This window comes from Kluyvera intermedia, assembly GCF_034424175.1.
Classification (GTDB): domain Bacteria; phylum Pseudomonadota; class Gammaproteobacteria; order Enterobacterales; family Enterobacteriaceae; genus Kluyvera; species Kluyvera intermedia.
Genome location: NZ_CP139986.1, coordinates 1,216,714 through 1,241,930 on the forward strand (window position 1 = coordinate 1,216,714; position 25,217 = coordinate 1,241,930).

Genomic DNA, 25,217 nt, shown 5'->3' on the forward strand with positions numbered 1-25,217 from the left:
TTATCGATATAACCCCTGACGTCAGGATGAATCAGTACAGAAGGGCACCCACAGAGGATGCCCTTACAGGGTTATGACACGCTTTTTTTATGTCTGCGCAGCCAGATTAATTTGTAGGCGGCAGGAATTATGAACAGGGACAGCAGCGGAGCCGTGATCATCCCACCAATCATGGGTGCCGCGATACGGCTCATGACTTCTGAACCTGCACCGGTTCCCCAGAGTATTGGCAGCAGACCCGCAATGATCACCGCCACGGTCATGGCTTTCGGCCGGACACGCAGCACGGCACCATGATAGAGGGCTTCATCAAGACCTTCCGGTGTGAACGTCTCTTTACGGGACAATTCCGGGTGCGCTTCAATGGCATGACGCAGATACATCAGCATGACCACGCCAAACTCTGCTGCCACCCCGGCCAGAGCGATAAACCCCGTTCCGGTTGCGACAGACATATGGAAGCCCTGCCAGTACAGGAACCATATCCCGCCAACCAGGGCGAACGGCAGGCTCATCAGGATCAGCAGGGCTTCATCAACCCGGCGGAATGCCAGATACAACAGGATGAAGATGATCATCACCGTCATCGGCACCATCAGCTTCAGTTTCTTGTTGGCATGCTCAAGCAGTTCAAACTGTCCGGAGAATGACACGCTGGTACCCGGTCTCAGTTTCACTTTCTGACTGATCGCCGTTTTAATGTCATTAACCACCGACACCATATCCCTGCCGCGCGCGTCAATGTAAATCCAGCTGGCTGGACGGGCATTTTCCGTTTTCAGCATAGTCGGCCCGGAAACGACCTTAATATCCGCAACATCGCCCAGCGTGATCTGCTGCTTCATCGGGGTCAGGATCGGCATCTGTTTCAGGGCCTGCGGGCTGTTCCGGTAATCCTGCGGATAGCGGATATTAATCGGGTACCGGGCCACGCCTTCAACCGTTTCCCCTACCGTCGCGCCGCCGATGGCTGATGAGATGAACAGCTGCACATCGCCCACCGTCATTCCGTAGCGGGAGGCTTTTTCCCGGTTGATATCCACATCAATGTAGCGCCCGCCTTCCAGTCGCTCTGCGAGAGCAGACACTACGCCGGGTACGGTTTTGGCGACCGCTTCGATACTCTGCGCCGTTGCATCGATATCGGACAGAACCGTTCCGGACACCTTGATACCTATCGGGCTTTTGATCCCGGTTGAGAGCATATCAATACGGTTACGGATTGGCGGCACCCAGAGGTTTGCCAGCCCCGGTAAACGGACGGTCCTGTCGAGTTCTTCAATAATCTTGTCAATCGTCATGCCTGGACGCCACTGATCCTCTGGTTTGAGCTGGATCGTGGTTTCAACCATTTCGAGCGGTGCGGAATCCGTGGCGGTCTCTGCTTTACCGGTCTTGCCAAATACAGAGGCCACTTCAGGAACGCTTTTGATTAACTTGTCCGTCGTCTGCAGGAGCGCTGCAGCTTCAGCCGGAGAGACACCCGGCAGGGTCGACGGCATATACAACAGGTCGCCCTCGTTAATCTTCGGCAGAAACTCACCGCCCACCTGGCTCAGCGGCCAGATAACGGTGAAAATGGACAAGGCCGCAACCAGCAGGGTTGTTTTTGGCCAGTGGAGAACCCGCAACAGCAATGGATGATACGCTTTGATCAGTACCCGGTTCAGGGGGTTACTGGTCTCTGCAGGAATTTTCCCCCGGATCCAGAATCCCATCAGAATCGGAATGACGATGATGGCCAGCGCGGCCGCGCCCGCCATGGAGTACGTTTTCGTGAATGCCAGCGGGCCAAACAGACGTCCTTCCTGACCTTCCAGGGTAAAGATAGGAATAAAGGACAGGGTGATGATCAGCAGGCTGATAAACAGTGCGGGTCCCACTTCAACGGAGGCATCGGTAATCACCTTCCAGCGGGTGGCGTTGTCAATCTGCTCACCCGGATGCTGATGATCCCACTCCTCAAGCCGCTTATGCGCATTCTCAATCATCACAATGGCGGCATCCACCATCGCACCGACGGCAATCGCTATCCCTCCCAGCGACATGATATTGGCGTTCAGTCCCTGGAAGTGCATGACGATAAAGGCGATACACAGACCAAGCGGCAGAGAGATAATCGCCACCAGGGCAGAACGTACGTGCCACAGGAACAGGGCACAGACGATGGCCACCACGATAAACTCTTCCAGAAGTTTGGAACTGAGGTTATCAATCGCCCGGTCGATGAGCTGGCTGCGATCGTAGGTGGTCACGATTTCAACGCCTTCCGGCAGGCTGGCCTTCAGCGTCTCAAGTTTATCCCTCACTGCCGTGATAACGTCGCGTGCATTTTTACCCGACCGCAGGATCACCACGCCGCCAGCGACTTCGCCCTGGCCGTTCAGCTCGGCAATACCACGCCGCATTTCAGGCCCGGTCTGCACGCGGGCAACATCCCGCAGATAAACCGGCACGCCGTTCTCGCCTGTTTTCAGGACGATGTTATTAAAATCATCAATGCTCTGAAGATAACCGCTGGCACGGACCATATACTCAGCTTCGGCCATTTCAACGGATGAGCCACCGGCCTCCTGGTTAGACGATTCAAGGGCCTGTTTCACTTCGGGCAGGCTGATACCATACTGAGACAGTTTTACCGGATTGACCTGAATCTGGTACTGTTTCACCACGCCGCCAACCGAAGCGACCTCAGCCACGTTCGGGATGGTTTTCAGCTCAAATTTCAGGAACCAGTCCTGCAGAGAACGCAGTTCTGAAAGGTCGTGTTTTCCGCTGCGATCGACAAGGGCATATTCAAATATCCAGCCCACCCCCGTGGCGTCCGGACCGATTTCAGAACTCACACCGGCGGGCAGTTTTCCCTGTACCTGGTTCAGGTACTCCAGCACGCGGGAACGGGCCCAGTACAGATCGGTGCCGTCTTCAAAAATGACATACACATACGAATCACCGAACTGTGAAAAACCACGCACGGTTTTTGCGCCAGGCACGGACAGCATGGTGGTGGTAAGTGGATAGGTGACCTGGTTTTCTACAATCTGCGGGGCCTGGCCGGGATAGCTGGTTTTGATAATGACCTGCACATCTGACAGGTCAGGCAAGGCATCGACAGGCGTGTTAATAATCGTCCATGTGCCCCAGATGCTGAGAAACAGGGCCCCCATCATGACCAGGAAACGGTTGGCGACAGAGCGCCGGATAATCCATTCAATCATCGTCGTCTCCTCAGTGCCCTGAATGCATATTTACAGGCTGGTCAGACATTGCTGGCATACTGCTTTCTGTTTTTTCAGGGTGGCGCATACGTTCCAGTGCGCCCGTAATATTGGCTTCAGAGTCAATGAGGAACAGGCCACTGACCACCACGGTATCGCCTTCATTCAGGCCGGAGCCGATGCCGGACTGTTGCTGTGACTCATGCAGAACGTGGATCTGTTTCGGCACAAACTTGCCTTCATCATCAACAGTAATCACGCGCTGTTCTTTGCCGGTATCGATAACGGCCTGGCTTGGTATCAGCAGCATCTCCTGGCTTCTGGTATTCAGTTTGAGATAGGCATTCATGCCCGGTTTGAGAAACTCATCCTTATTAGAAACCTGGAGACGGACCTGAAGCGTACGGGTTGTCTGATCCACGCTGGGAAGAATGTTCCATTTTTCGACATGGAATGTTTTATCCGGATAAGCCGGTACCGAAATTTCAAACTGCGACGTATCTTTCAGCAGATAGGCGATAGATTCTGGCACTGCAGCGCTGATCCAGACCGGGTCCATCCCCTGAATCTGAGCCACCACCTTATCTTTCGAAATATTCATGCCGGTGCGCAGGTCAAATGCAGTAATGACACCATCAATAGGTGCTTTAATGGTAAAACGGGTCTGAATGCTCCGGGTAGAACGCAGTCTCTGAATATCCTCTTCCGGCATACCTGCCAGGCGAAGCCGTTCCAGAACGCCTTTAATTTGCGTGGAAGTACCACCGGTGCTGGATAACAGAAGGAATTCACTCTGTGCTTCCACCCAGTCCGGAATGGTAATATCGATAAGTGGCGTCCCCTTCTTCACATGATCGCCAATCGTCATGGGGTAGACTTTTTCGACAAACCCGTCAGAACGCGCCTGCACAATAACAAACTGATACTCGTTATAGCTGACATTAGCCGGGATTGTCTGAGAATAATTCAGCATTCCTCGCGTGACTTTTTGCGTTTTTAATCCCAGATTCTGAACCTGGGTTGGGTCGATACGGATCCCGCCACTGCTTTTATCGCCACTGTCATCAGCATATTTTGGCACCAGGTCCATATCCATAAAGGGCGATTTTCCGGGTTTATCAAATTTGGTATCCGGTTTCATTGGGTCATACCAGAAAAGCACCTTTCGTTCCGGTGCCTTTTGTTCTGTTTTTTCTGTCTTTTGTGCTGAGTTTACATACTGCCAGGCAGTAACCGATATCAGCCCCCCTGCTATGAGGCTGCTGATAATTATTGCAGCATATTTTATCTTTAAAGAAGCCATACAATTTTCCGCTAAAAAATCAAAACACCTGGCATATGCGCCTGACGGTTAACTCACACATATACCTATGTGAATGTACAGGCGCACAGGATGTAATCGCTCCGGACAGCCAATCAGGACTGCGTCACGTTAATGCTTTTAAGTAAAGAAATATTACCCTGCTGAATAAACGAGAAATCGACATGGTTGCCGGTTTTCAGGGCATTGATAGCGTCGTCTGCATTAACAAAAGTGAAGCGCATGGTCATTGCAGGCCAGCCCACCGCAGGGATTGCTTCGTGCGAAATGGTGATTTTTTTACTATTTATATCAATTTCTTTAACGACACCGGTGCCCTTGATAACCTGCTGTACCGAAGCATCACTGGCAGTATTCATATCGCCATGCTGATGTGTTTCAGCATGAAGACCGGCAGAAAACATGACAGAGAAGGCACCAAATAAAACGGCTTTAAGTGAATTACGCATTTTAAATTTCCTGATTAATGAAATAAATTTACTCTACCCAACCGCCACCCAGTGCGGTAAACAGATTAATTTCGTTAACCTGCCGGGAATAGGTAAGATCGAGAATGGTTTGCTGCGTAGCGAAGAGAGAACGCTCTGCATCCAGCACTTCAATGTAACTGACAGCACCACTGGAATATAATCCTCTGGCACGCTGGAGAGTTATCTGAAGTGAATCAAGATAACGCTGCTGTGACTCAAGTTGCTGGCTAAGGCTGTCGCGCAGCGCAAGCGTGTCGGAAACATCCTTAAAGGCTGACTGAATTTTTTGTTCGTAATTAACCACCGACTGTTGCTGGCGAATTTCAGCCAGCTTCAGATTGGCTTTATTCCTGCCAGCATTAAATATAGGAATTTCAATTTTAGGGATAAAATTCCACATTCCACTTCCTGACGTAAACAGGCTGGACAGCTCCGTACTGCTTGCGGAAAGGCCACTGGTCAGGGTAATGGACGGGAAAAAGGCCGCCCGCGCTGCGCCAATATTCGCATCAGCCGCTTTCAGCTGGTATTCCGCCTCCATAATATCCGGTCGCTGCAGCAAAATTTGTGACGACAGGTTTGATGGCAGTTTAACTGGCGCGATCTCACCGCCTTTCATCCCTTTTTCTGGCGGCAGTGCACGGTACGTTCCCAGCACCAGTTGCAGGGCATTGTTTGCCTGAGCCAGATCGCCTTCTCGTTTGGCTATCTCAGCGCGGGTACTTTCGATTTGTCCCCTGGCCTGTTCAAGCGCCAGCACATTCGTACTCCCGGTCACGAGCTGTTGCTCAACGAAAGCATAGGACTGTTCGTAATTTTTCAGCGTTTCCCGCGCGATACGGAGTTGTTCATACGCCAGTTGCTGGCTGAAATAGCTTTGTGAAACGCTGGAGACCAGCAGGATATGTACAGCCCGACGGGCTTCTTCGCTGGCAAAGTAGTTCTGGCGATCAGCGTCACTCATGTTCTTGAGCTTGCCGAAAAAATCGAGCTCATAGCGGAGTTCCAGACCCGCGTCGTACTTCTGTGTGGTCGGCTTGTCGCCTTTCAGACCACCGCTGTAGGTGATCCCGGATGAGGCATTCAGCTGGGGATAACGATCTGCATCCGTGACGTTGAACTGGGCCCGGGCCTCTTCAACCTTCAGGGCAGCCATTCTCAAATTACGGTTATTAGCAAGGGCTTCCCCGATCAGCCGGGTAACCTGGGGATCGACAAAAAAGTTACGCCAGCCCGTATCCTGATAACCATTCACTGCTGGCGTCAGGCTGTTTCGGGACAGTGAAAACTGCTGGGGTACCGGTGCTGCCGGGCGCTGATATTCAGGTGCCAGAGAGACACAACCAGCCAGGATGAATATCGTGCTGATGCTGAGTAATTTTAATTTGAACATAACGCTTCTCGTCCAGGCAGACCTGGTAAATGGTTCAAATGAAGTTCAGAGTATTACCAGGGTTACTTTACAGAATGCACTCTGTTTGTCGGGTGACAGAATAATGACAATGTTGTCATTTTTACGGTAATTCGTTGATTACGATCGTGTGCGCAATAGAATGACATTAGCAGCCAGACGGGGAGCAAGATGAAAATATTGATCGTCGAAGACGAAATTAAAACAGGTGAATATCTCAGCAAAGGGCTTACAGAGGCAGGGTTCGTAGTGGATCACGCTGATAATGGTCTTACCGGATATCATCTCGCCATGACAGCCGAGTATGATTTAGTCATTCTGGACATCATGCTGCCTGATGTGAACGGCTGGGATATCATCCGCATGCTGCGCACTGCCGGAAAGGGTATGCCGGTCTTACTACTGACGGCCCTCGGCACGATCGAACACAGGGTCAAAGGACTGGAACTGGGTGCGGACGATTATCTGGTTAAACCCTTTGCGTTTGCCGAACTGCTCGCCCGGGTAAGGACCCTACTGAGGCGGGGAAACACGCTGATCACGGAAAGTCAGTTTAAGGTGGCTGACCTCTCGGTTGATCTCGTCTCCAGAAAAGTCAGTCGCGCCGGAAACCGCATTGTGCTCACCAGTAAAGAGTTCAGCCTGCTGGAATTTTTCATTCGCCATCAGGGAGAGGTTCTTCCCCGCTCCCTGATTGCCTCTCAGGTCTGGGACATGAATTTTGACAGCGACACTAATGCGATCGATGTCGCCGTAAAGCGACTCCGCGCTAAAATAGACAACGATTACGAGACAAAGCTGATCCAGACAGTCCGGGGCGTGGGCTACATGCTGGAGGTCCCGGATGCATAGCAAACCTTCCAGACGCCCTTTCTCACTCGCTCTGCGGCTGACCTTTTTTATCAGCCTGTCCACGATACTGGCTTTTATCGCCTTCACCTGGTTTATGCTGCATTCTGTTGAAAATCATTTTGCCGAGCAGGATGTCAGCGATCTTCAACAAATCAGCACCACACTGAACCGTATACTGCAGTCCCCGGTGGATCCGGATGATAAAAAAATAAGCAAAATAAAGGAATCAATTGCCAGCTACCGCAACGTTGCCCTTTTGCTCCTCAATCCCAGGGGTGAAGTGCTCTTTAGCTCAGCTCAGGGGGCGGCACTACGCCCGGCAGTGAATTCAGCAGATTTTAGCGAGCACAGCCGCGCACGGGATGTCTTTCTCTGGACGGTGGAGGATCCTGCGGGACCGATGGATACCGGGTCCGAAATGAAGATGGAAACATACCGGATTATCGCCTCCTCTGGCCAGGCGATATTTCAGGGCAAACAGCAGAACTATGTCATGCTGACTGGTCTCTCCATTAATTTCCATCTCCATTACCTCGATGCGCTGAAAAAAAATCTGATTGCGATCGCCGTCGTGATAAGCCTGCTGATTGTTCTGATCATTCGCATCGCTGTCCGTCAGGGGCACCTGCCCCTTCGTAATGTCAGCAATGCCATTAAAAACATCACCTCCGAGAATCTTGATGCGCGGCTGGAACCGACACGCGTTCCCATTGAGCTGGAGCAGCTGGTTATCTCGTTCAATCATATGATTGGAAAGATTGAGGATGTCTTTACCCGCCAGGCCAATTTCTCAGCCGATATCGCGCACGAGATCAGAACGCCCATCACCAATCTGGTGACGCAGACTGAAATCGCGCTGAGTCAGGATCGAACCCAGAAGGAACTTGAGGATGTCCTCTATTCCAGCCTTGAAGAGTATAACCGGATGACCAAAATGGTCAGCGACATGCTGTTCCTGGCGCAGGCGGACAATAATCAGCTGATACCTGACAGGGTCCGGTTTGACCTCAGAGCAGAAGTCATGAAAGTCTTCGAGTTTTTCGAAGCCTGGGCCGAAGAACGCAATATCACGCTCAAATTTAACGGGATGCCCTGCCTGGTTGAGGGAGATCCACAAATGTTCAGAAGGGCGATCAATAATCTGTTATCCAATGCCCTGCGTTATACCCCGGAGGGACAGGCAATCACCGTCTCAATAAGAGAGCAGGAGAGCTTTTTTGACCTTGTGATTGAAAATCCGGGGAAACCAATCCCTGAAGAGCATTTATCAAGGCTGTTTGACCGTTTTTATCGGGTAGATCCGTCCAGACAACGAAAAGGAGAAGGCAGCGGCATCGGCCTTGCGATTGTGAAGTCCATCGTGGAAGCACATCACGGAAGAGTGCAGGTGGAATCGGACGTACGTTCAACTCGTTTTATCCTATCCGTGCCCAGACTGGAGAAAATGATTCCGGAAACCCAGTACTGAGAATAAAGATTTAAATGACAAAGATGTCATTAGCCTGTCATGCAGCAAACAGAAGCCATTCGATATAATTAGTGCAACTTATCAGGAAGGCATTATTACTTCATCCATACACGGCATCAGCACAAGCCAGGAGTTGTATTAAAGCCTCATCCCGGCGGAATAAGGTCTGTAGAGTTGTCAGTTGTACTACTGAGGACACAGATCGAAATTCACGGACATCACTAATTCAGAAATGGAGAGTTACCATGAAAAATATCGTCTTAGCATCAGTGTTAGGTTTGAGCTTAATTTCTACGGCCTGGGCCACTGAAACCGTAAATATCCATGAGCGTGTCAATAATGCTCAGGCTCCGGCCCATCAGATGCAGTCTTCTTCAACTCCAGCCGCCATCCAGGGGGCAGCCCCACGGATGGCCGGTATGGATCAGCATGAACAGGCTATTATTGTTCATGAAACCATGAACAATAGTTCAGCAGATGCACATAAAAAAATGGCGGAAAGTCATCAGAAGATGATGGGAACTGGCACCGTTAACGCTTCCCGTCCGGCGACTTCGTTTGCGGCGATGAATGAACATGAAAGAGCAGCTGTTGCCCATGAATTTACGAATAACGGTCAGTCCGGCCCCCATCAGGCTATGGCTGATGCACACCGCCGCATGATCAATGCGGGCTGATGACAACTGAAGTTTCCGTGCGGTTACCCTTTCCTTGATAGATTGTCCCTTATACGGATATGTTGTTATTTTTTGCCCCCTTCAGGGGGCTTTTTTGTCTGACTCAGCTAAACTTATCCGGTAACCATCTGAAAGGGTTTATTATATGAAAATCACAAATTCGCTTTTTGTTATACTGATGTTATCCCTGCCAGCGATTTCCGCAGAACATTCAGAAATGAAAATGTCAGATATATCCTCATCGGCATCGTCACAGGAATATATGTCCGGCATGAAAGGTATGCATGACAAAATGATGGCCGCTGTAAAAGAGTCCGATCCCGACAAGGCTTTTGCGAAAGGCATGGTAGCACACCATGAAGGGGCAATAGCAATGGCTGAGACCGAGCTAAAATACGGAAAAGATCCGGAAATGAGAAAGCTCGCGCAGGACATCATTAAAGCTCAAAAAGGTGAAATTGAGCAGATGAATAAATGGCTTGGTAATCAAAAATAATGATTGCGGAAATAATATATTGCGCGTACAGTCAGAGTGTTCCCGGGCACGGGAACCTGTTAATCGTTAATTAATCAAAACCCGATTCATTTCGGGTTTTTCCTTTTACCCCCCCCAACGCATGCACTGCACCGAGTGAAATTCACCTGAGCCAATTCTGCTTGCTTATTATTTCGATGGGAATTGCTGATTTTAATTAAGTCTATGTTTTAAAGGTGTTTCTCATGCCTGGGTTTGGCAGGGGTTCGTCCTGTTCTCTGGTCATGCGCAATGGCAATTCGCAGTCAGGGCTCAAGACTACTTTTACCTCTTTTTTAACAGAAAGTTTCTGGACCCGATACTTGCCGGAAACATCATCTGCTGTTCATCCCGACCAATAAAACGAAGGTATCACTCTCGTTTGAATCTCACTTACTTTCCATTTTGTAATAAAGAATCAAGTTTTCCAGTGATATATCAATACCAACTTTTTTTAATAACCTTTTTCGCGCAGTGTATATTTCTTTCAGCATATCTTCATAACCCTGACCAAGGTGAATTTGTTTATGGCAATTGCAACACAGAGATATGATATTTTCTTCAACATCAAGAGATGTGTCAAAAGCATCTTGCCTGGACATAGGTACAATGTGATGAGGTTCTGTGTAATTTAAGGATGAATTTCGCCTTCTGAATGTTGGGTGGTCACTATCGACTTCACATCTGTAACCTGCTTTATTCAGCGCATTTTGGGATACGCCTTTACTCCTGGGATACGAGAGGCCATTTTTTACTTCTATTGCATTTTTCTTTGGTTTGGCTTCCCCTGTATATTCAAACGTCTGAACGTTGTCAAAGATATTACTTTTCTCTATGGCATTGATCAACTCATCGTCAGAGTAATACTCACTGCTGGCCATTTCTGTTGTACCAAAAAAATCCAGTTCGTTAATTGCCTGAACAAGTTCCTCACGAATTGTCCATAAGTTTCTTTTGGGTTTTCCGCCGATTTCTTTACTCTTCATTACGGTAATGAATTTTGTACCGGATGCGATATTTCCGACACCTTTAACCTCGAATCTACCAAGTTCTTTTTGAACTCTGCCACCCAGTCCGTTTATGACTCCATTAGCACTCATGCTGTGCAGGTCGTACTTCTTACCAATATCGAAGCATGTGCAGGAATGATTTGGCTCAATAAACCATTTTTTTAACGCTGCAATACTTTTTGTGTCAAAAACTTTATCATTTGTTAATAAAGTTTTCCATTCTTCCACACTGATATCAATGTCACAGACATACTCTCCATCAATCACTTCGCATATTTTTTTAATCACATTCATTCCCCTGTTATACAGATAGTCATAATGAAAATATAAAGCTCGCTAACCGGTATGGTTGCGTAAGGACCGTAGTCTCTCAGAGACCGTGCTTTCTTTTTTTTCAGGCCTGGACACTAAAGGGTCTGTTGCACCCCGAAAAAATTTGTTGCGGGGATTGCTCATTGAGATGAGCCTCTGCTCGATCATACCAGATCAGCAGGCTGCCCCCAATGCTATGGCTTCTTAGTTTGGCCATTATCCGGCCTTCCTCACGACCAATAAAATAGAGACATTACCCGTGACGCTGCCACCGTCTCAGCCCGGAACGATCAGTGAGCGCTTCTGATGACCTTCGGTTTTTTTAACGAAGCGGGTGGGATACGGTTTGTTGCTGAAATCTTAATAATAACCAACAACTGATGCTAATTTCGCACTTTTAACATATATGAATATAAATGTTATGAATAATTGCATTTACAGGAAATATCATGCGTTTTGTCATCCGGGATCCGAAAAAAGGCAGTTCCGGATCACGGCGATTTTCTGCGCATATTTTTGAAAAAAAGATTAAATATGTGCTATATTATAATAAGTTAGTAACACTCCTCCCTCCCAATTCCTGACCCGCCTGTCGGGGCTGTACTGATACAGCTTTCCTTCTCGCTTCCGGAAACCCTGCTATTATCGATTTTTCGGAATTTCGGGATTGGTGCATCCGGTAATTGCGGGATGGTACTGTTATCTTGCTAATCATTTTAGGCGGACAATGGAATGTTACGCAGATGATGATAAATACAGTAATTAGTAGAAAGCTTACGATAAGGAAATCAATTATGAGTAACACAACGACATACATCAATCAGGGCAACAGCGTTTCACCTTCTTCAATTCTGGAAATGCTTTCAGGTTATGGCTGCCAGAAAGTATGGCTATACCGTACGATAAATACGCAGGGGGAAACTCTTCTTGTGCTTCTCGATGAGGAGAATGGGATATACGAGGAAATGGCCAGCCGCCTCGATGCTCCGGATATGAAAGAGTGGGCCTTTCAGTATTCTGACGGCGGTTATAAATCCCGTACGCTTCCTGAAGGAGCGTTTGAGCTCGATTTGAGCTGCCCTGATGAAGCGGCATGGTATATGGATCTTTTATAGCAGCAGGCCGTAAGGAAAGCTGTGAACAGGCGGGATTTCTCATTTAGAGGACCACACAGAGAGGTGCAGGTGTTATGGGAAGCGTGAAAGACCAGTTGCTGGATATTGAAGCTGAACGATTTGATAAATGGCTTGAGGAGAATCATCCGGATGTGGTCCCCGGTTCAGAAGAATGGGAGCACGCCGCGAACCTGTACTGCTGGGAGCAGGAGGCGCTGGCCGATCAGGCTCAGTGGGATCATGAACACGGGTTGTTTGAGGCTTCCCTGAACAACGTTCATCAGCGTTACCTGCACGCCCGTCAGGAACTGACGAAGCTGTATGCCCTGCTCGATGCAGAGCAGCCTGAACTGGTATACAGAATGTCTTTCGTTCATGCCGTGACGGTTATGGAGGCATACCTGATGTACTGTGCGAGGGCAATGCTGGAGCATGACTGGCCGCTCAAAAGATACTTCGAAGAGTTTTACTTGCCTTTTGCCAGGGCAGACAAAAAAGTGAAGCAGGCTGCCCGTGAGATGCCACTTTCCAAGTTCCGCCCTGTTGCAAGGAATGTTGTTGCGAGTATGACGTTTCATAACGTGAAAACCATTGAGCGCTATTTCGGGACCGTGCTCCATATCCCGCCCGTCTGGCCAACTGAGCCGCTGGGTATCATCGCTGACTGGCGAAATGACCTGGTACACCGTAACGGTGTGGACGAACATGATGTGCCAAGAAAGATATCATCGCTGCAATTGCGGAATGCCCTTCAGAGAGTGACTGACCTTATAGAGGCCGCACATCAGTCCCTGCGTCTGGAAGTGGACTATTTTGGAAACTGGCGTAATGAAGAAAACCGGGAAATCATCGCATCGGCACTGAATATACCTCCAGCCGGAGAGTCATCCTGATGACCGGACTCGTTACCCTGGGGCAGCAGCCGGGAACGGTAGCTCAGTTTCCTGTGTCCATCGACTATCCGGCGGCGCTGGCGCTGCGACAGATGGCTCTGGTCCAGGATGAACTGCCGAAATACCTGCTGGCACCGGAAGTGAGTGCCCTGCTCCACTATGTGCCTGATCTGCACCGCAAGATGCTGCTGGCGACGCTGTGGAACACGGGCGCGCGTATAAATGAAGCCCTGGCCCTGACCCGGAGTGATTTTTCACTGCAGCCACCCTACCCGTTCGTGCAGCTGGCCACCCTCAAGCAGCGCGCGGAGAAAGCGGCCAGAACGGCCGGTCGTACGCCTGCAGGTAGTCAGCCACATCGTCTGGTTCCGCTTTCCGATCACAGTTACGTCAGCCAGCTGGAGATGATGGTGGCCACGCTGAAAATTCCGCTGGAGCGCCGAAACAAACGAACCGGCAGAACAGAAAGAGCCCGTATCTGGGAGATCACCGACCGGACGGTCCGGACCTGGCTCAACGAAGCGGTCGATACCGCGGCGGCTGACAGCGTGACGTTTTCGGTGCCGGTGACGCCGCACACATTCCGCCACAGCTACGCGATGCACATGCTGTACGCCGGCATTCCGCTGAAAGTGCTGCAGAGTCTGATGGGCCATAAATCGATCAGCTCGACAGAAGTCTACACTAAGGTGTTTGCGCTCGATGTTGCGGCACGTCACAGGGTACAGTTCCAGATGCCGGGGGCGGAGGCGGTCGCGATGCTGAAAGGAAATGGGTAAGACAGCATCACTACCTAACTGATACTCCCGGCGGGCTTGTCTCGCCTTACCCTGATTTACTGCCCTTTCCGGTTTCTGTATTTTCAGGAAGCGCTGCCTCACCGGGGGCAGTTTGTCACAGAACACATCATATGGGCCTTACCACCACCCGATCACCACATCATCCAAGGAAAAAGGATCCATTTTGGATCCTTCTCTGATCAGCCTGCTAAATTATCTCTTTCCTTTTTATGGTATATTTCCAGAAACAGGAAAATGTAAGATCCCGGCTCTGCGGGTTTTTTCCGTAGTTTCCGACGCCGGCAGCGGCGAAAATGGAACCAGAACTTCACCAGATTGCGCTAGGTGAAAAATGACACGGTTAACGGAGGTTATCGGGCCAGATTTTGCGTAGCGCATCCTTATCGCCAGGTGCGTTATGAATCTGCCCGCTTTTGTTCATCACTCCCCTGCCCTGCAGGTGACTGCCACTTCTGCACCGTTTGACTACGGCCGGGCTCTCTCGCTGCGGGAAATGGCCAGGCACTATAACGAGATGCCTAAATACCTTCTGGCACCGGAAGTGGCTGGTCTGCTGCATTACTTACCCGACTGGAATCAACACGCCTTTATTAACACGCTGTGGAACACCGGCGCACGCCTCAACGAAACACTGGCACTCAGAAGAAGGGACTTTCACCTCAATGATTAGATCCCGCACGTGGTGGTCCGTACGGCCAAACAACGCCGCACAGCTGGCGGTCGCCCGAAAAAGGAAAAAAGTGCGAACCGGGTGATCCCGCTGTCAGACCCCGGATACGTGGATGAAATGCGTCGGCTATTTGCGAGCACGCGGGAAAGATTCGAGGACGACAAGCTAATAGGTGAACATCGGGCCATGCCGGTCTGGGGAGTTACCGACCGGACAGTACGCAACTGGCTTGAGCGTGCCGTCGACGCAGCGGAACGGGACGGCGTGAGATTCAGTATTCCGGTCAGCCCGCATACGTTCAGACACAGCTTCGCAATGCACCTTTTATATGGCCATGTTCACCCGAAGGTTCTGCAGGTCCTGATGGGGCACAAGAAGTTTGAATCAACGGAAGTGTACACAAAGATATTTGCGCTCGATGTGGCCGCCAGTCAGCAGGTCCGGTTCTCACTCGATACGCAGGATGCGCTGCAGCTTCTGCGCGGCAATCGTTAGCCCTGTTCACGATAAAAATGGCTTAGCTAACTTAATATCTGTTTCGTGTAGATAACTAACATCCAACGGAAAGCGGTCACTATCATAAATGGGCGGGAGCATTCATAACAGGCGGTTACTTTCATAACTTGATCACAGATAAGATATCGCTGCGTTCATAAAACTCGGCTCATTTAAACGGCGTAAAGCCCTCAGAATAGGCTGCACTTATGAAAACGACCGCTTTTGATTGGAATATTATGAGTATGACCGCCTTGTAGCGTCATTGTTATGAATGTGACCGCCTTCATGCGACGGTCAACGCGAGTCGCGCCGAGCGGTTATGAACAATGAACATGATTTCCCGACCTTTTTTGGTCTCGTTGTAATCAAGATAACCAATGCTCTTCAGATCCTTCATCGCGCGCCGTATGGTTGCATTCTGGTCTTTAACCTGAGATTCCATAGCAAGCCTTTCACGTAGACGCTTCATAGTGTTGTGGTCAACTAAAACTGGCCACCGCGTTAGAGTTTTTCCAGTATCGGTTTTCTGATTCGTTTGGTGGTAACCCACCATTATATTCGTGCGGTCTTAGTGCGCTGTAATATCCAACGATATAGTCCGTTATTGCGTGAGCTGCATCGCTGAAGCTTACATAGCCCGTCGCTGGCACCCATTCGTTCTTCAGACTCCTGAAGAAGCGCTCCATTGGGCTGTTATCCCAGCAGTTTCCACGCCGACTCATACTCTGCCTGATCCGGTATCGCCACAGTAACTGCCGGAACTGCCTGCTCGTATAATGACTGCCTTGATCGCTGTGGAACATCACCCCGACGGGCTTACCACGGGTTTCCCATGCCATTTCCAGTGCTTTCATGGTAAGCCTGCTGTCCGGCGAGAACGACATGGCCCAGCCCACTGGTTTTCTTGAGAACAGGTCGAGAACAACGGCGAGGTACGCCCAGCGCTTAGGTCCATTATCCGGCACAACCCTGCAACCACCGTGATTTCTGTATATTCCGTTTCCGGAAAAGGCCATAAAGACGCCTACCCCATTAAGTTCAAATGGAGCATAATCTGCATCATTGAGAGTTAATTTGCCTTTTAACGCCATAGCGACCTACATCCATATAAATGATGTGGGTATAGTACAAATATATGAATCAAAAGCTAAGTCTAATATATTACAAGTTGTAACCACCGGTCTCATGAACCGATATTCAGAATTTTCTTAGAAACCACAACCAGGATCTCTGATTGTGGTAATGCAGGAACGCAATCCGGCAGTTCTCATTCACTCAACGTCCCCGTTGTGCAGATGAACGCTATACATAAGCCGACGTTTATAAAGGGAAACAATAACTCAGAAAGCGTGCAAGCGGTGCATTCATTGAGGGATTCTATGTGAAATAGCGAATCACTAAAGTGATGACTGCCCCTAACAGTGCCACGACCGCCAACAATTTTAAAATATGTGCTGAAATCGTATCTGTAAACATCACCATTACACCAGTGATAATAAACGCAATTGCAGCCAACCACATACTTGCTGTGGAAACTATGGGGCTCGCAACCCCGAGAATATCACCGAGACTATTGCCAAATGCAAATATAAAAGCAATCAGTGCTGGCCTAATCCACTTTTCGTTACGAGCATAATAAGAGTCATTGATATCTGCCATCATTTTTACCTCGAATTGAACGTAAGCCATTTGAATTTCTTAGTTCTTGTGAATGTTCGAAGGCTAACATAGCCTCATTGTGATCTTTGATACTAACAGTTTTTCTATTGTGTATTATTCAGTGTGAGTAGATTCATTTTTAGTGCTAACACCATGAATGACAATTGTTTTACCATCAGGCAGATGAACCCCTATCAAACGAAGGACAAAACCTCGCCAACCAGAATTTGCTTCCTTTATGCAGCGATACAGTTCGTTATTTTCGTTTTTCAGTTTATTCCATTCAAGAGAAAGGGTCTCGGAATCTAACTCTGAGATGTGTTTCACTTCATTGTTTATGCGTACAGTATTCATACCACTCCCAGTCATAAATAATCTCCATAGGTTTGATAAACAGGTTGAACATTGACAAAACTTCTTGTAGCAAGCTTTATCAAATAAGAATGCCATTAGGCTAACATAGCCTCATAGTGCATGTTGCTGCTAACTGGGCGTTTTTCATAATTGTTGATTTTTATTATTTGGCTCTTTCTTTCTGAATGGATTGCCATGACGGTTAAAAAATTCGTTCCAGTGATGTCGCAGGTATTCAATATTGATAGGCATTTGCAAGCGGGAAAAATCAATTTGCTTGCCTTCCAGTTGTAGCAAGTCTTTATCGACGGAGAGCACATCCGGGCTGAAACGGGCTTTCATTGAATCAGGGTCGATTGAAAAGTGCCAATTGTCAAAGAGGGTGTGGATGTCACTTCGCAGTAGAATCCCGTTTGTCACATCCGGCTCACCACCAGCATGACGGGGTTTAATGTGCGCTGCCTCAGTTCTTTGTCTGGCTCGAACGCCGGTAAGAACACACGTACCGGCGCAGTTTTTCCGGACATCTTCGGAAAATGGTGCCTGGTCCGGGCTCGACATTGTGATTTGTTCCTGCCCCTCCTGATACGTTCGGGAAGGAAAAGTTACTTTTGTTGATGTTACTGCGGGGATCGAGAGATAGGCAATTCCTCGCCGACTGAACTTTCCTCCATTAAAAACCTTCCGGATGGAGTAAGTCATGCCCACCAGGACAGGGTTACTCATTTCGACGATTTTGCTTTTGCAGTTTTCAACCGGATATAATTTTATGAAAGAGCCGGTGAATATGTCATAGGCTCCGTCTGGACGCTCAACACACAGAACAACATGTTCAAAGTAGTCCCTTGAGTCAGCGATAACCCAGTTGCCGGTCATGATCCGTTTCGTTTGGCAGGGACCCGTTTTGAAGATACCAGGCTTCAGGTCTGGAGTTAAGGTTCCAGTTTTCCCGTCCGTGCGAATGGAAATAATTTCCCCTGTTAACCCCAGCTCTTCCAGTTTCTGGAAGACAGGGCGAAGCCTGACGGGTTGAGGCTTATTCACTCTGGTGTTCATGTTGTTTCCGGTTTGCATCCCATTGTTCATTCAGGTTGGCACTGGCGTCCACGCCTAGTCATAAAAACGAGCCCTCGTCGCTAAGAGGCCTGTTCACGGCGTCCACATCAGAATCTCTTCAAAACTCATGAAATCCGTTATAGGTCAGGCAATCAATCAGCCAGATGCGAAGCTAGCAGGTCTCATTATCTCACAGGCAAAGCACCAACCATGCGGAGGGCATTCATTACTTCGTTAATACCAAACATTTCCTGTTCCGGCCATTCTTTCCCCGCTAATGAACATGCCGTGCAAGCTGAATTAAAACTATTAACGCGTTCACGATGCAGGGCCAGTAGTGCGACGACGATCAGCTCTCTTTCTTTTCCAACCAAATCTTGAATGCCCATAGTATGAATCCTAATTTGATTAACTTAATTGGCTATTTTACCCAGGGCATCACATAACTGTTATCCGGGCGCATCACAATGGTCCGATCCTTTTTATGTTCAATCGTCCATGTTTCCTGGCGTCGGAATTGCTTTGTCGCATCAACAACGATGACCGCGACAGTCTCAGAGTGATTCTCAATGAGGACGCAACCGCCCTCAGACGTAGTGTTGCCGTTAGCATCTGGGCATTGGCTGCTCCCGAATATAAGTGCTTCCTTGCCGTGGTCATCCATTCGCCAGCCCGGACTCATCACGATAGTCGGCTCCCTGAAAGGTCCATTCGTGTATTTCTGATACACTCCACTTTCCGTCGCACCATTTGCCAGGTCGCAACCTGACAGGCCCGCAGATAAAATAACAATGGTCGCTTTTAAATATCCCGTAAGGTAATTTGGCATTAGTGGTATCAACTCTGTCGGTTTTCAATAAAATGGTGGCGTGCAGTCAGCACATCTCAGAATGAGGTGCCTAACCAGGAAACACTGTCATCCGGTATAGGCTGGATTTTCCATCTATTCCTCGGTACCGAGGAAATCAGCCCAGCGAGCAGCCAGCCGGTCTGTATCCAGGTCATACACCAACGGGTTGAGCGTTTTGCCTTCAAACAGCTCTCCCGCCTCGATGCCCGGTTTAAAATGAACGGTGAGTGTGGACGGGTCTATACCCATCAGATCCGCGTCAAACAGCGCGTGCATTGTCGGCGTCAACAGGATGCCGTTCGAAGGGTTGTAGCGCGTCCCATGCTCGATATGAGCCGCTACCAGCACACCACCATTAACCCATCCCGTGACCGCACACCGACCCGCGAAATTCTCAACAAGGAGATTCTTGAATTTTGTCTGCGCTGCGCCGCTCCGCTGGGTCACAAAGCGCTCGCAAGGCTCTCCCTGAATGTCCACGTCAGGTTTTCGCTTCCGTTCGCTGGTGGCGTTCTCAGAGCGTTTTAACGGGATTCGTGGATAAGCCAGATTGTAGGCAGCGCCTGTGGTCATTTGTTCGATAACGGCCGGTGCATATCCATCCGCTTCGAGCTTACGGTAGGCGGCACGGTAGTCCTGCTGGGTTTTCACCGGAAAAATGTCGCCGCCGGTACCGTTACCGGGCGCGGAGATCTGTCGCACATACCGGAATATCTCCGAGCCAATCATCCACCAGCTGTTGTAGTTGAGCATGCAGCTCAGCGACCGTCATAACTTCAATTTGAGTTGTCATCAGATTTCCCTACTGAGTGATATTTAAGCAGGCAAGAACCATCCCACTGCCGAGCAAAACACAGGCCAGAAAGGTCGTACAAAGTTCCCACGCATCTCTGAGTCCTGAGCTGATGGCATTTATTTCATGATCGTCTGCCTGCTCAATGAGCCAGTCGACGTATTCATCGTGCTTTTTGTTAGAATCCATATTGGTTAGTGCTTATCATTTCCGGCCGTTCTGTGTGGCCGTCAGGAGGGTACTACTTACTTTTCTCATCTGACGGAAGGTATCGGAAAGTGTGCTGATCGGATGGCCTTCATTTCCTGCGGCCGCAGAATCACCGGCAACAAATTTCATGGCCACGGATACCTGATAGGGGTCAGTTTGGATATAGAGAATTATTGTACGGTAAGCCTGTTTTTTGAACAGACTTACCTATAGCAATAGGGTGTACTCCCGCGCTATACGGCATTTTCAGAGGTTTGACCTTAATCGGATAACCTAAATGCGATACTGCAAGAGCGACAACTTAAAAGCGATAGCCACTGACGCAAAATCAACCCCTTACGAACCAAGATTGGTTAAATAATGCGCTTAACGTACAAAAATTTCCGATCTCCAAACTGACCCCTGTTACGACGGGAGGAGAGATAAAAATCGACAGTGCGGCCCCGGCTGTCGACGGCCCGGTACAGATACGCCCAGCGGCCATTGACCTTCACGTAGGTTTCATCCATGTGCCACGGGCAAAGATCGGAAGGGTTACGCCAGTACCAGCGCAGCCGTTTTTCCATTTCAGGCGCATAACGCTGAACCCAGCGGTAAATCGTGGAGTGATCGACATTCACTCCGCGTTCAGCCAGCATCTCCTGCAGCTCACGGTAACTGATGCCGTATTTGCAGTACCAGCGTACGGCCCACAGAATGATGTCACGCTGAAAATGCCGGCCTTTGAATGGGTTCATGTGCAGCTCCATCAGCAAAAGGGGATGATAAGTTTATCACCACCGACTATTTGCAACAGTGCCCCCAAAGCTGATATCACCACAATTTGTCCGCCCGTTCGTTAAAAGCAATAAAAACGACTTTGTCGACGCCGAAGCTATTTGTGAAGCTGCATCGCGTCCGTCTATGCGTTTTGTGCAGCCCAGAACGGAATCTCAGCAGGCAATGCGGGCTCTGCATCGTGTCCGTGAATCCCTGGTTCAGGATAAGGTAAAAACAACCAATCAAATGCATGCTTTTCTGCTGGAATTTGGCATTAGCGTTCCCCGAGGAGCTGCCGTTATTAGCCGACTGAGTACCATTCTTGAGGATAATAGTTTGCCTCTTTACCTCAGCCAGTTATTGCTGAAATTACAACAGCATTATCACTATCTTGTTGAGCAGATTAAAGATTTGGAATCCCAGTTGAAACGAAAGTTGGACGAAGATGAGGTTGGACAGCGCTTGCTGAGCATTCCCTGCGTCGGAACACTGACAGCGAGTACTATTTCAACTGAGATTGGCGACGGGAAGCAGTACGCCAGCAGCCGTGACTTTGCGGCGGCAACAGGGCTTGTACCTCGGCAGTACAGCACGGGAGGTAGGACGACATTGCTGGGAATTAGTAAGCGAGGTAATAAAAAGATCCGAACTTTGTTGGTTCAATGTGCCAGGGTATTCATACAAAAACTGGAACACCAGTCTGGCAAATTGGCCGATTGGGTCAGGGATTTACTGTGCCGGAAAAGCAACTTTGCCGTCACTTGTGCTCTGGCAAACAAGCTGGCCAGAATAGCCTGGGCCCTAACGGCACGACAGCAAACTTATGTAGCATAACGGCAGAAATACACCGGTTTAAAGAATTACTGATCTGGTTTTGCGAATACTGATATTGATGATACTAACGGCCCACCGGCCTGTTGAGGAACCTGTAAAACGGAAAGGCTCATTGAAGCCGTATATTTTCTGGAGGTTCATCAGGCGCGGAACTCATCAAGGCGCGGGAATAAAATCCCATTCAGACGCCGGATAGATTCAAGCAAGCCAACTTGTCGTCAAAATCAGTGTTGCAAAAACGGGAGTGACCATAGATTCCGTTTTCCAAGCGGCCCCCTATATACCCGCCTGGAGGAGATCCCGGCAGAATAAAGAAAAACACCGCCGAAAGGCGGTGTTTTTGTATTAGCGAACCAAATGTAAGAAGTGAAGATGCTTTTCATACTGGTCGAGAATATCGTTGATAATCTGTTCCTGATTCCAGCCCATCACATCGTAATCCTGACCGCCTTCTTTCAGGTAGATTTCAGCCCGATAGTATTTATGCTGTTCTGCCTGCTGCTCCTCATTATCCAGCCCGGAGATCGCAAAGGTAGGAGCAACATAACCGCGGAGTCTGACTTCGTAGATGAAGTTAAGCTCATTGCCTAAATCCACTTCGAAGCGAATACGGTCTTCGCCACTGTTGTTGATATGGCTTACGGTGCTCTGTTTGTTCAACTCATCCTGAACCATTGTCATGGCAGGCTGAATGACATCATCCATAAAACGTTTAACCAACGAACGTTTTGGCAGATGGGCGATATTGCGCAGTCTGCGCTGCCACGGAATAGGATTACGCGCAGCGGTAGGTGCAATGGTGGTCATATTCTGGCTGTCGCGCTTGGTGATGTCCCGTCGCAATGCTTTCAGCAATCCGTATATCGATATCAACAAAATCACCGAGAACGGCAGGGCGCTGGCAATGGTCACCGTCTGCAAGGCGCTAAGGCCGCCCGCAATCAGCAACGCAATGGCGACCAGCCCCATCAGTGCAGCCCAGAAAATACGCTGCCAGACGGGCGTATTGCTGGAGCCCCCGGAGGCCAGGGTATCCACCACCATCGCTCCGGAATCTGCCGAGGTGACAAAAAATACGATGACCATCGCCATGGCGATGAACGACAAAATGCTTGAGAACGGGAAGTGCTCAAGGAAATTAAACAGCGCCAGGGCCACATCCTGCTGGACGGTATTGGCGAGGTCCGTCGCCCCTTTCTGCATGATCAGATAAATCGCGCTGTTTCCGAAGACGGTCATCCATAACAGGGTGAAACCCGCCGGGACGAAGAGCACGCCGGTCACAAATTCGCGGATGGTTCTGCCGCGCGAGACGCGGGCGATAAACATGCCGACAAACGGCGACCAGGAGAGCCACCAGCCCCAGTACAGCAGCGTCCAGCCACCTAGCCAGTTGCTCGATTTAGGCTCGTAGGCATACAAATTAAAGGTTTTACTGACCATTTCGGACAGATAACCGCCAGTGTTCTCAACGAACGATTTCAACAGCAGAACCGTAGGTCCCAGCAACAGCACCAGCACCAGCAGCAGCAGCGCCAGGCTCAGGTTGATCTCGGACAGAATACGAATGCCCTTATCCAGTCCCGACACCACCGAAATCGTTGCCAGGCCAGTGATGACCACGATCAGGATCACCTGCACCGTTTCACTAATTGGCACGCCGAAGAGATGATTAAGCCCGGCGTTAACCTGCAGCACGCCATAACCGAGGGAGGTGGCCACGCCAAACACGGTGCCGATAACCGCAAAGATATCGACCGCATGGCCAATCGGTCCGTAAATGCGATCCCCGATAATCGGATACAGCGCCGAACGCAGAGTCAGTGGCAAGCCGTGACGATAGCTAAAGAAGGCCAGTATCAACGCCACTATCGCGTAAATCGCCCATGCATGGAGTCCCCAGTGGAAGAAGGTCAGGCGCATGGCCTGCTTGGCGGCTTCGACCGTTTCCGGGGTACCAACCGGCGGAGAGAGGTAATGCATCACCGGTTCTGCCACCCCGAAGAACATTAGGCCGATCCCCATCCCGGCGGAAAACAGCATTGCGAACCAGGAGTGATAGCTGAAATCAGGTTGGGCGTGGTCGGGCCCAAGTTTAATATCGCCGTAGCGCGACAGCCCGAGGAACGTCACGCTCAGGAGGATCAGCGCTACGGCCAGAATGTAAAACCAGCTGGCGTTGGTGAAGATTTGATTCTGCAGAAGTTTGAAGTTTTTATCGGCCAGATCGGGGAAAGCCGCGGCAAAGGCGACAAGAAGAAATATTAACAACGCCGAGGTGAAAAACACCGGCTTGTTAATATGGTTTTCAGACTTTTTTATTGGGGTTTCATTCTCACTCATAAGCTCATTTATTCCATTGTGTGTTCATTTCGCCCTGGATGGATGAATTTTGTCACAGCCCGATTCTAACAAAAGAAAAGGAGTGATGCCTAATGACCTTAAGAATAAGCTGAATCGCTTCTACGATACCTATAATGATAATCGCTGTTCAGGCTTGTGCCAGGATTTGCTCCGCCGCCGCCAGATCCGCCAGCGTATCAATGTCGTGCACTACCCCGACATCGCAGAGCGACAGCTCCAGAACCTCCCCCTGACGGCATGCGCGGGGCTTTGTTGAATAAATCGGATTTAGATAAAAGCGCTCCTCGTGGCTGACTTCCTCAGGCAATCTGTACACTTTCTGGCATGCCTGCACACGTCATTTTGTTTAAGGCACGGATCATGGCCATAGCCTCTCCAGCCTGCGCATCATAATCCCGAAACGTAAGATGCCCGCCAAACAGCTGTTTGACACGGTACATTGCCGTTTCTGCCACCGAATGTCGATTGTAAGCCGTGTGCCATTTCCAGTACGCATCACTTCCCGTCAGCCATTGCCGGGTAACGGCCTGATTTCTGTCGGCATATTCAGCCGGCCAGTAACCTGCCCGGGTTAACTCCGGGATCAGTATCAGCGCCATTGCGTGAATTTAATACCACCCGGCAAACCATACACAGGGTAAAGGCAGGGCAATAATGATCCTGCGTTCACAGCTGGACGGTCTGCTATAAAGTGAGGTGCAGACATTGTCACAGACTTCCGCGCCTCGCTCATAGCAGTCAGAAAGCGTTGTTGCTGGCTGCTCTGTGCTGTGAGTTCAACTGTTCGATGCAACGCTCAGACGCGCTCAGCGCGTTTCTGACATGTCCTCGTTAAAAACAGTAACAAACCACCCGAAAATGCACGCCAGAAACGCTACGTAAGAATCTATCCTATGCTGGATATGCACTCAACTGAATAACGCTTGGTTTCAGTCTGTTTTATCGGCATCAGCCTTCTTTCTGGGTAATTTCGGAGAGGTCACTTGCTGATTACTTTGCGTGCGTCGCGTGAGCCAGGGCAACCCGATATGGCCGTATCCGCCCGCAAAAAAGTGGCCCTCATCGTCGACTTTTATGAGCAGGACTCTTTCAGAGCTGCCTTGCGAAAT

Annotated in this window: 20 protein-coding genes and 8 pseudogenes; 10 read left to right on the plus strand and 18 right to left on the minus strand. The window is 49.6% G+C overall.

Annotated features, from left to right (window positions below; all coding sequences use genetic code 11):
* Positions 1-71 precede the first annotated feature (71 nt).
* From silA to silC, 4 genes are all read right to left on the minus strand, one after another.
* Positions 72-3,218: a Cu(+)/Ag(+) efflux RND transporter permease subunit SilA gene (gene silA / locus U0026_RS05895; RefSeq protein ID WP_000574029.1), complete on the minus strand. Its 3,147-nt coding sequence runs from the start codon at positions 3,216-3,218 to the stop codon at positions 72-74.
* A gap of 10 nt (positions 3,219-3,228) precedes the next feature.
* Positions 3,229-4,521: a Cu(+)/Ag(+) efflux RND transporter periplasmic adaptor subunit SilB gene (silB, locus tag U0026_RS05900; protein WP_000157620.1), complete on the minus strand. Its 1,293-nt coding sequence runs from the start codon at positions 4,519-4,521 to the stop codon at positions 3,229-3,231.
* A gap of 113 nt (positions 4,522-4,634) precedes the next feature.
* Positions 4,635-4,988 carry a cation efflux system protein CusF gene (cusF, locus tag U0026_RS05905; protein ID WP_008786772.1) on the minus strand — a complete coding sequence of 118 codons (354 nt, stop codon included), beginning with the start codon at positions 4,986-4,988 and terminating at the stop codon, positions 4,635-4,637.
* 28 nt (positions 4,989-5,016) lie between these two features.
* Entirely contained in the window at positions 5,017-6,402 is a 1,386-nt protein-coding gene (gene silC, locus U0026_RS05910; RefSeq protein WP_049042644.1) for a Cu(+)/Ag(+) efflux RND transporter outer membrane channel SilC, read from the minus strand.
* Between the two features lie 189 nt (positions 6,403-6,591).
* Between silC and silR the strand changes: the two genes are divergently transcribed.
* From silR to copM, 4 genes are all read left to right on the plus strand, one after another.
* Positions 6,592-7,272, plus strand: a complete 681-nt coding sequence (gene silR, locus U0026_RS05915; RefSeq protein ID WP_126440630.1) for a copper/silver response regulator transcription factor SilR — start codon at positions 6,592-6,594, stop codon at positions 7,270-7,272.
* Positions 7,265-8,740, plus strand: coding sequence for a copper/silver sensor histidine kinase SilS (gene silS, locus U0026_RS05920; RefSeq protein WP_057064178.1), 1,476 nt, complete (start codon positions 7,265-7,267; stop codon positions 8,738-8,740). Before silR ends, silS begins: the two co-directional genes overlap by 8 nt.
* A 245-nt stretch (positions 8,741-8,985) precedes the next feature.
* Complete coding sequence (gene silE / locus U0026_RS05925) at positions 8,986-9,417, plus strand: silver-binding protein SilE (RefSeq protein WP_053263389.1); 432 nt, start codon at positions 8,986-8,988, stop codon at positions 9,415-9,417.
* A gap of 145 nt (positions 9,418-9,562) precedes the next feature.
* Positions 9,563-9,913 carry a CopM family metallochaperone gene (gene copM, locus U0026_RS05930; RefSeq protein ID WP_007871800.1) on the plus strand — a complete coding sequence of 117 codons (351 nt, stop codon included), beginning with the start codon at positions 9,563-9,565 and terminating at the stop codon, positions 9,911-9,913.
* 407 nt (positions 9,914-10,320) lie between these two features.
* Here copM and U0026_RS05935 read toward each other — a convergent pair whose 3' ends face one another.
* Entirely contained in the window at positions 10,321-11,229 is a 909-nt protein-coding gene (locus U0026_RS05935; RefSeq protein WP_007374408.1) for an HNH endonuclease, read from the minus strand.
* An 818-nt stretch (positions 11,230-12,047) separates the two neighbouring features.
* Here U0026_RS05935 and U0026_RS05940 point away from each other — a divergent pair.
* The 4 genes and pseudogenes from U0026_RS05940 (at position 12,048) to U0026_RS22745 (ending at position 15,226) form a co-directional block, all read left to right on the plus strand.
* Entirely contained in the window at positions 12,048-12,368 is a 321-nt protein-coding gene (locus tag U0026_RS05940) for a hypothetical protein (protein WP_022652205.1), read from the plus strand.
* Between the two features lie 74 nt (positions 12,369-12,442).
* On the plus strand, positions 12,443-13,261 hold the full coding sequence (locus U0026_RS05945; protein ID WP_022652204.1) for a hypothetical protein: 819 nt from the start codon (positions 12,443-12,445) through the stop codon (positions 13,259-13,261).
* On the plus strand, positions 13,261-14,040 hold the full coding sequence (locus U0026_RS05950; protein ID WP_022652203.1) for a site-specific integrase: 780 nt from the start codon (positions 13,261-13,263) through the stop codon (positions 14,038-14,040). The genes U0026_RS05945 and U0026_RS05950 overlap by 1 nt, the downstream gene beginning before the upstream one ends.
* Before the next feature lie 418 nt (positions 14,041-14,458).
* Positions 14,459-15,226, plus strand: a pseudogene (locus U0026_RS22745) (tyrosine-type recombinase/integrase).
* Positions 15,227-15,512: 286 nt separating this feature from the next.
* Here U0026_RS22745 and U0026_RS05965 read toward each other — a convergent pair.
* The 9 genes and pseudogenes from U0026_RS05965 to U0026_RS06005 all read right to left on the minus strand — a co-directional run.
* Positions 15,513-15,701 (minus strand): annotated as a pseudogene (locus U0026_RS05965) (protein RepA); the annotation flags it as partial.
* Positions 15,702-15,708: 7 nt separating this feature from the next.
* Positions 15,709-16,176 (minus strand): annotated as a pseudogene (locus U0026_RS05970) (IS3 family transposase); the annotation flags it as partial.
* Between the two features lie 430 nt (positions 16,177-16,606).
* Entirely contained in the window at positions 16,607-16,918 is a 312-nt protein-coding gene (locus U0026_RS05975; protein WP_032610398.1) for a hypothetical protein, read from the minus strand.
* Positions 16,919-17,002: 84 nt separating this feature from the next.
* Complete coding sequence (locus tag U0026_RS05980; protein ID WP_022652197.1) at positions 17,003-17,257, minus strand: hypothetical protein; 255 nt, start codon at positions 17,255-17,257, stop codon at positions 17,003-17,005.
* Between the two features lie 129 nt (positions 17,258-17,386).
* Positions 17,387-18,298, minus strand: a complete 912-nt coding sequence (locus tag U0026_RS05985) for an HNH endonuclease (RefSeq protein WP_022652196.1) — start codon at positions 18,296-18,298, stop codon at positions 17,387-17,389.
* Between the two features lie 185 nt (positions 18,299-18,483).
* Complete coding sequence (locus U0026_RS05990) at positions 18,484-18,687, minus strand: hypothetical protein (RefSeq protein WP_022652195.1); 204 nt, start codon at positions 18,685-18,687, stop codon at positions 18,484-18,486.
* Between the two features lie 32 nt (positions 18,688-18,719).
* The gene (locus U0026_RS05995) at positions 18,720-19,127 is read right to left on the minus strand and encodes a hypothetical protein (protein ID WP_015063157.1); all 408 of its coding nucleotides are present in this window, start codon (positions 19,125-19,127) and stop codon (positions 18,720-18,722) included.
* 114 nt (positions 19,128-19,241) lie between these two features.
* Positions 19,242-19,901: an HNH endonuclease gene (locus U0026_RS06000; RefSeq protein WP_015063156.1), complete on the minus strand. Its 660-nt coding sequence runs from the start codon at positions 19,899-19,901 to the stop codon at positions 19,242-19,244.
* 654 nt (positions 19,902-20,555) lie between these two features.
* Positions 20,556-20,888: pseudogene (locus U0026_RS06005) on the minus strand (IS6-like element IS26 family transposase); the annotation flags it as partial.
* Positions 20,889-20,955: 67 nt separating this feature from the next.
* On the opposite strand from U0026_RS06005, the pseudogene U0026_RS06010 reads away from it, so the two are divergent.
* Positions 20,956-21,744, plus strand: a pseudogene (locus U0026_RS06010) (IS110-like element IS4321 family transposase); the annotation flags it as partial.
* Between the two features lie 345 nt (positions 21,745-22,089).
* On the opposite strand, the gene U0026_RS06015 reads toward U0026_RS06010, so the two are convergent.
* From U0026_RS06015 to U0026_RS06025, 3 genes and pseudogenes are all read right to left on the minus strand, one after another.
* Positions 22,090-24,087: a BCCT family transporter gene (locus U0026_RS06015; RefSeq protein ID WP_062779882.1), complete on the minus strand. Its 1,998-nt coding sequence runs from the start codon at positions 24,085-24,087 to the stop codon at positions 22,090-22,092.
* Between the two features lie 148 nt (positions 24,088-24,235).
* Positions 24,236-24,415, minus strand: a complete 180-nt coding sequence (locus tag U0026_RS06020; RefSeq protein WP_063922537.1) for a hypothetical protein — start codon at positions 24,413-24,415, stop codon at positions 24,236-24,238.
* Positions 24,408-24,674: pseudogene (locus U0026_RS06025) on the minus strand (IS5/IS1182 family transposase); the annotation flags it as partial. The pseudogene U0026_RS06025 and the gene U0026_RS06020, both read right to left, overlap by 8 nt.
* Between U0026_RS06025 and U0026_RS22750 the strand changes: the two are divergent.
* A pseudogene (locus tag U0026_RS22750) lies at positions 24,673-24,763 on the plus strand (helix-turn-helix domain-containing protein); the annotation flags it as partial. The pseudogenes U0026_RS06025 and U0026_RS22750 overlap by 2 nt on opposite strands.
* Before the next feature lie 274 nt (positions 24,764-25,037).
* Here U0026_RS22750 and U0026_RS06030 read toward each other — a convergent pair.
* A pseudogene (locus U0026_RS06030) lies at positions 25,038-25,127 on the minus strand (hypothetical protein); the annotation flags it as partial.
* Positions 25,128-25,217 lie beyond the last annotated feature (90 nt).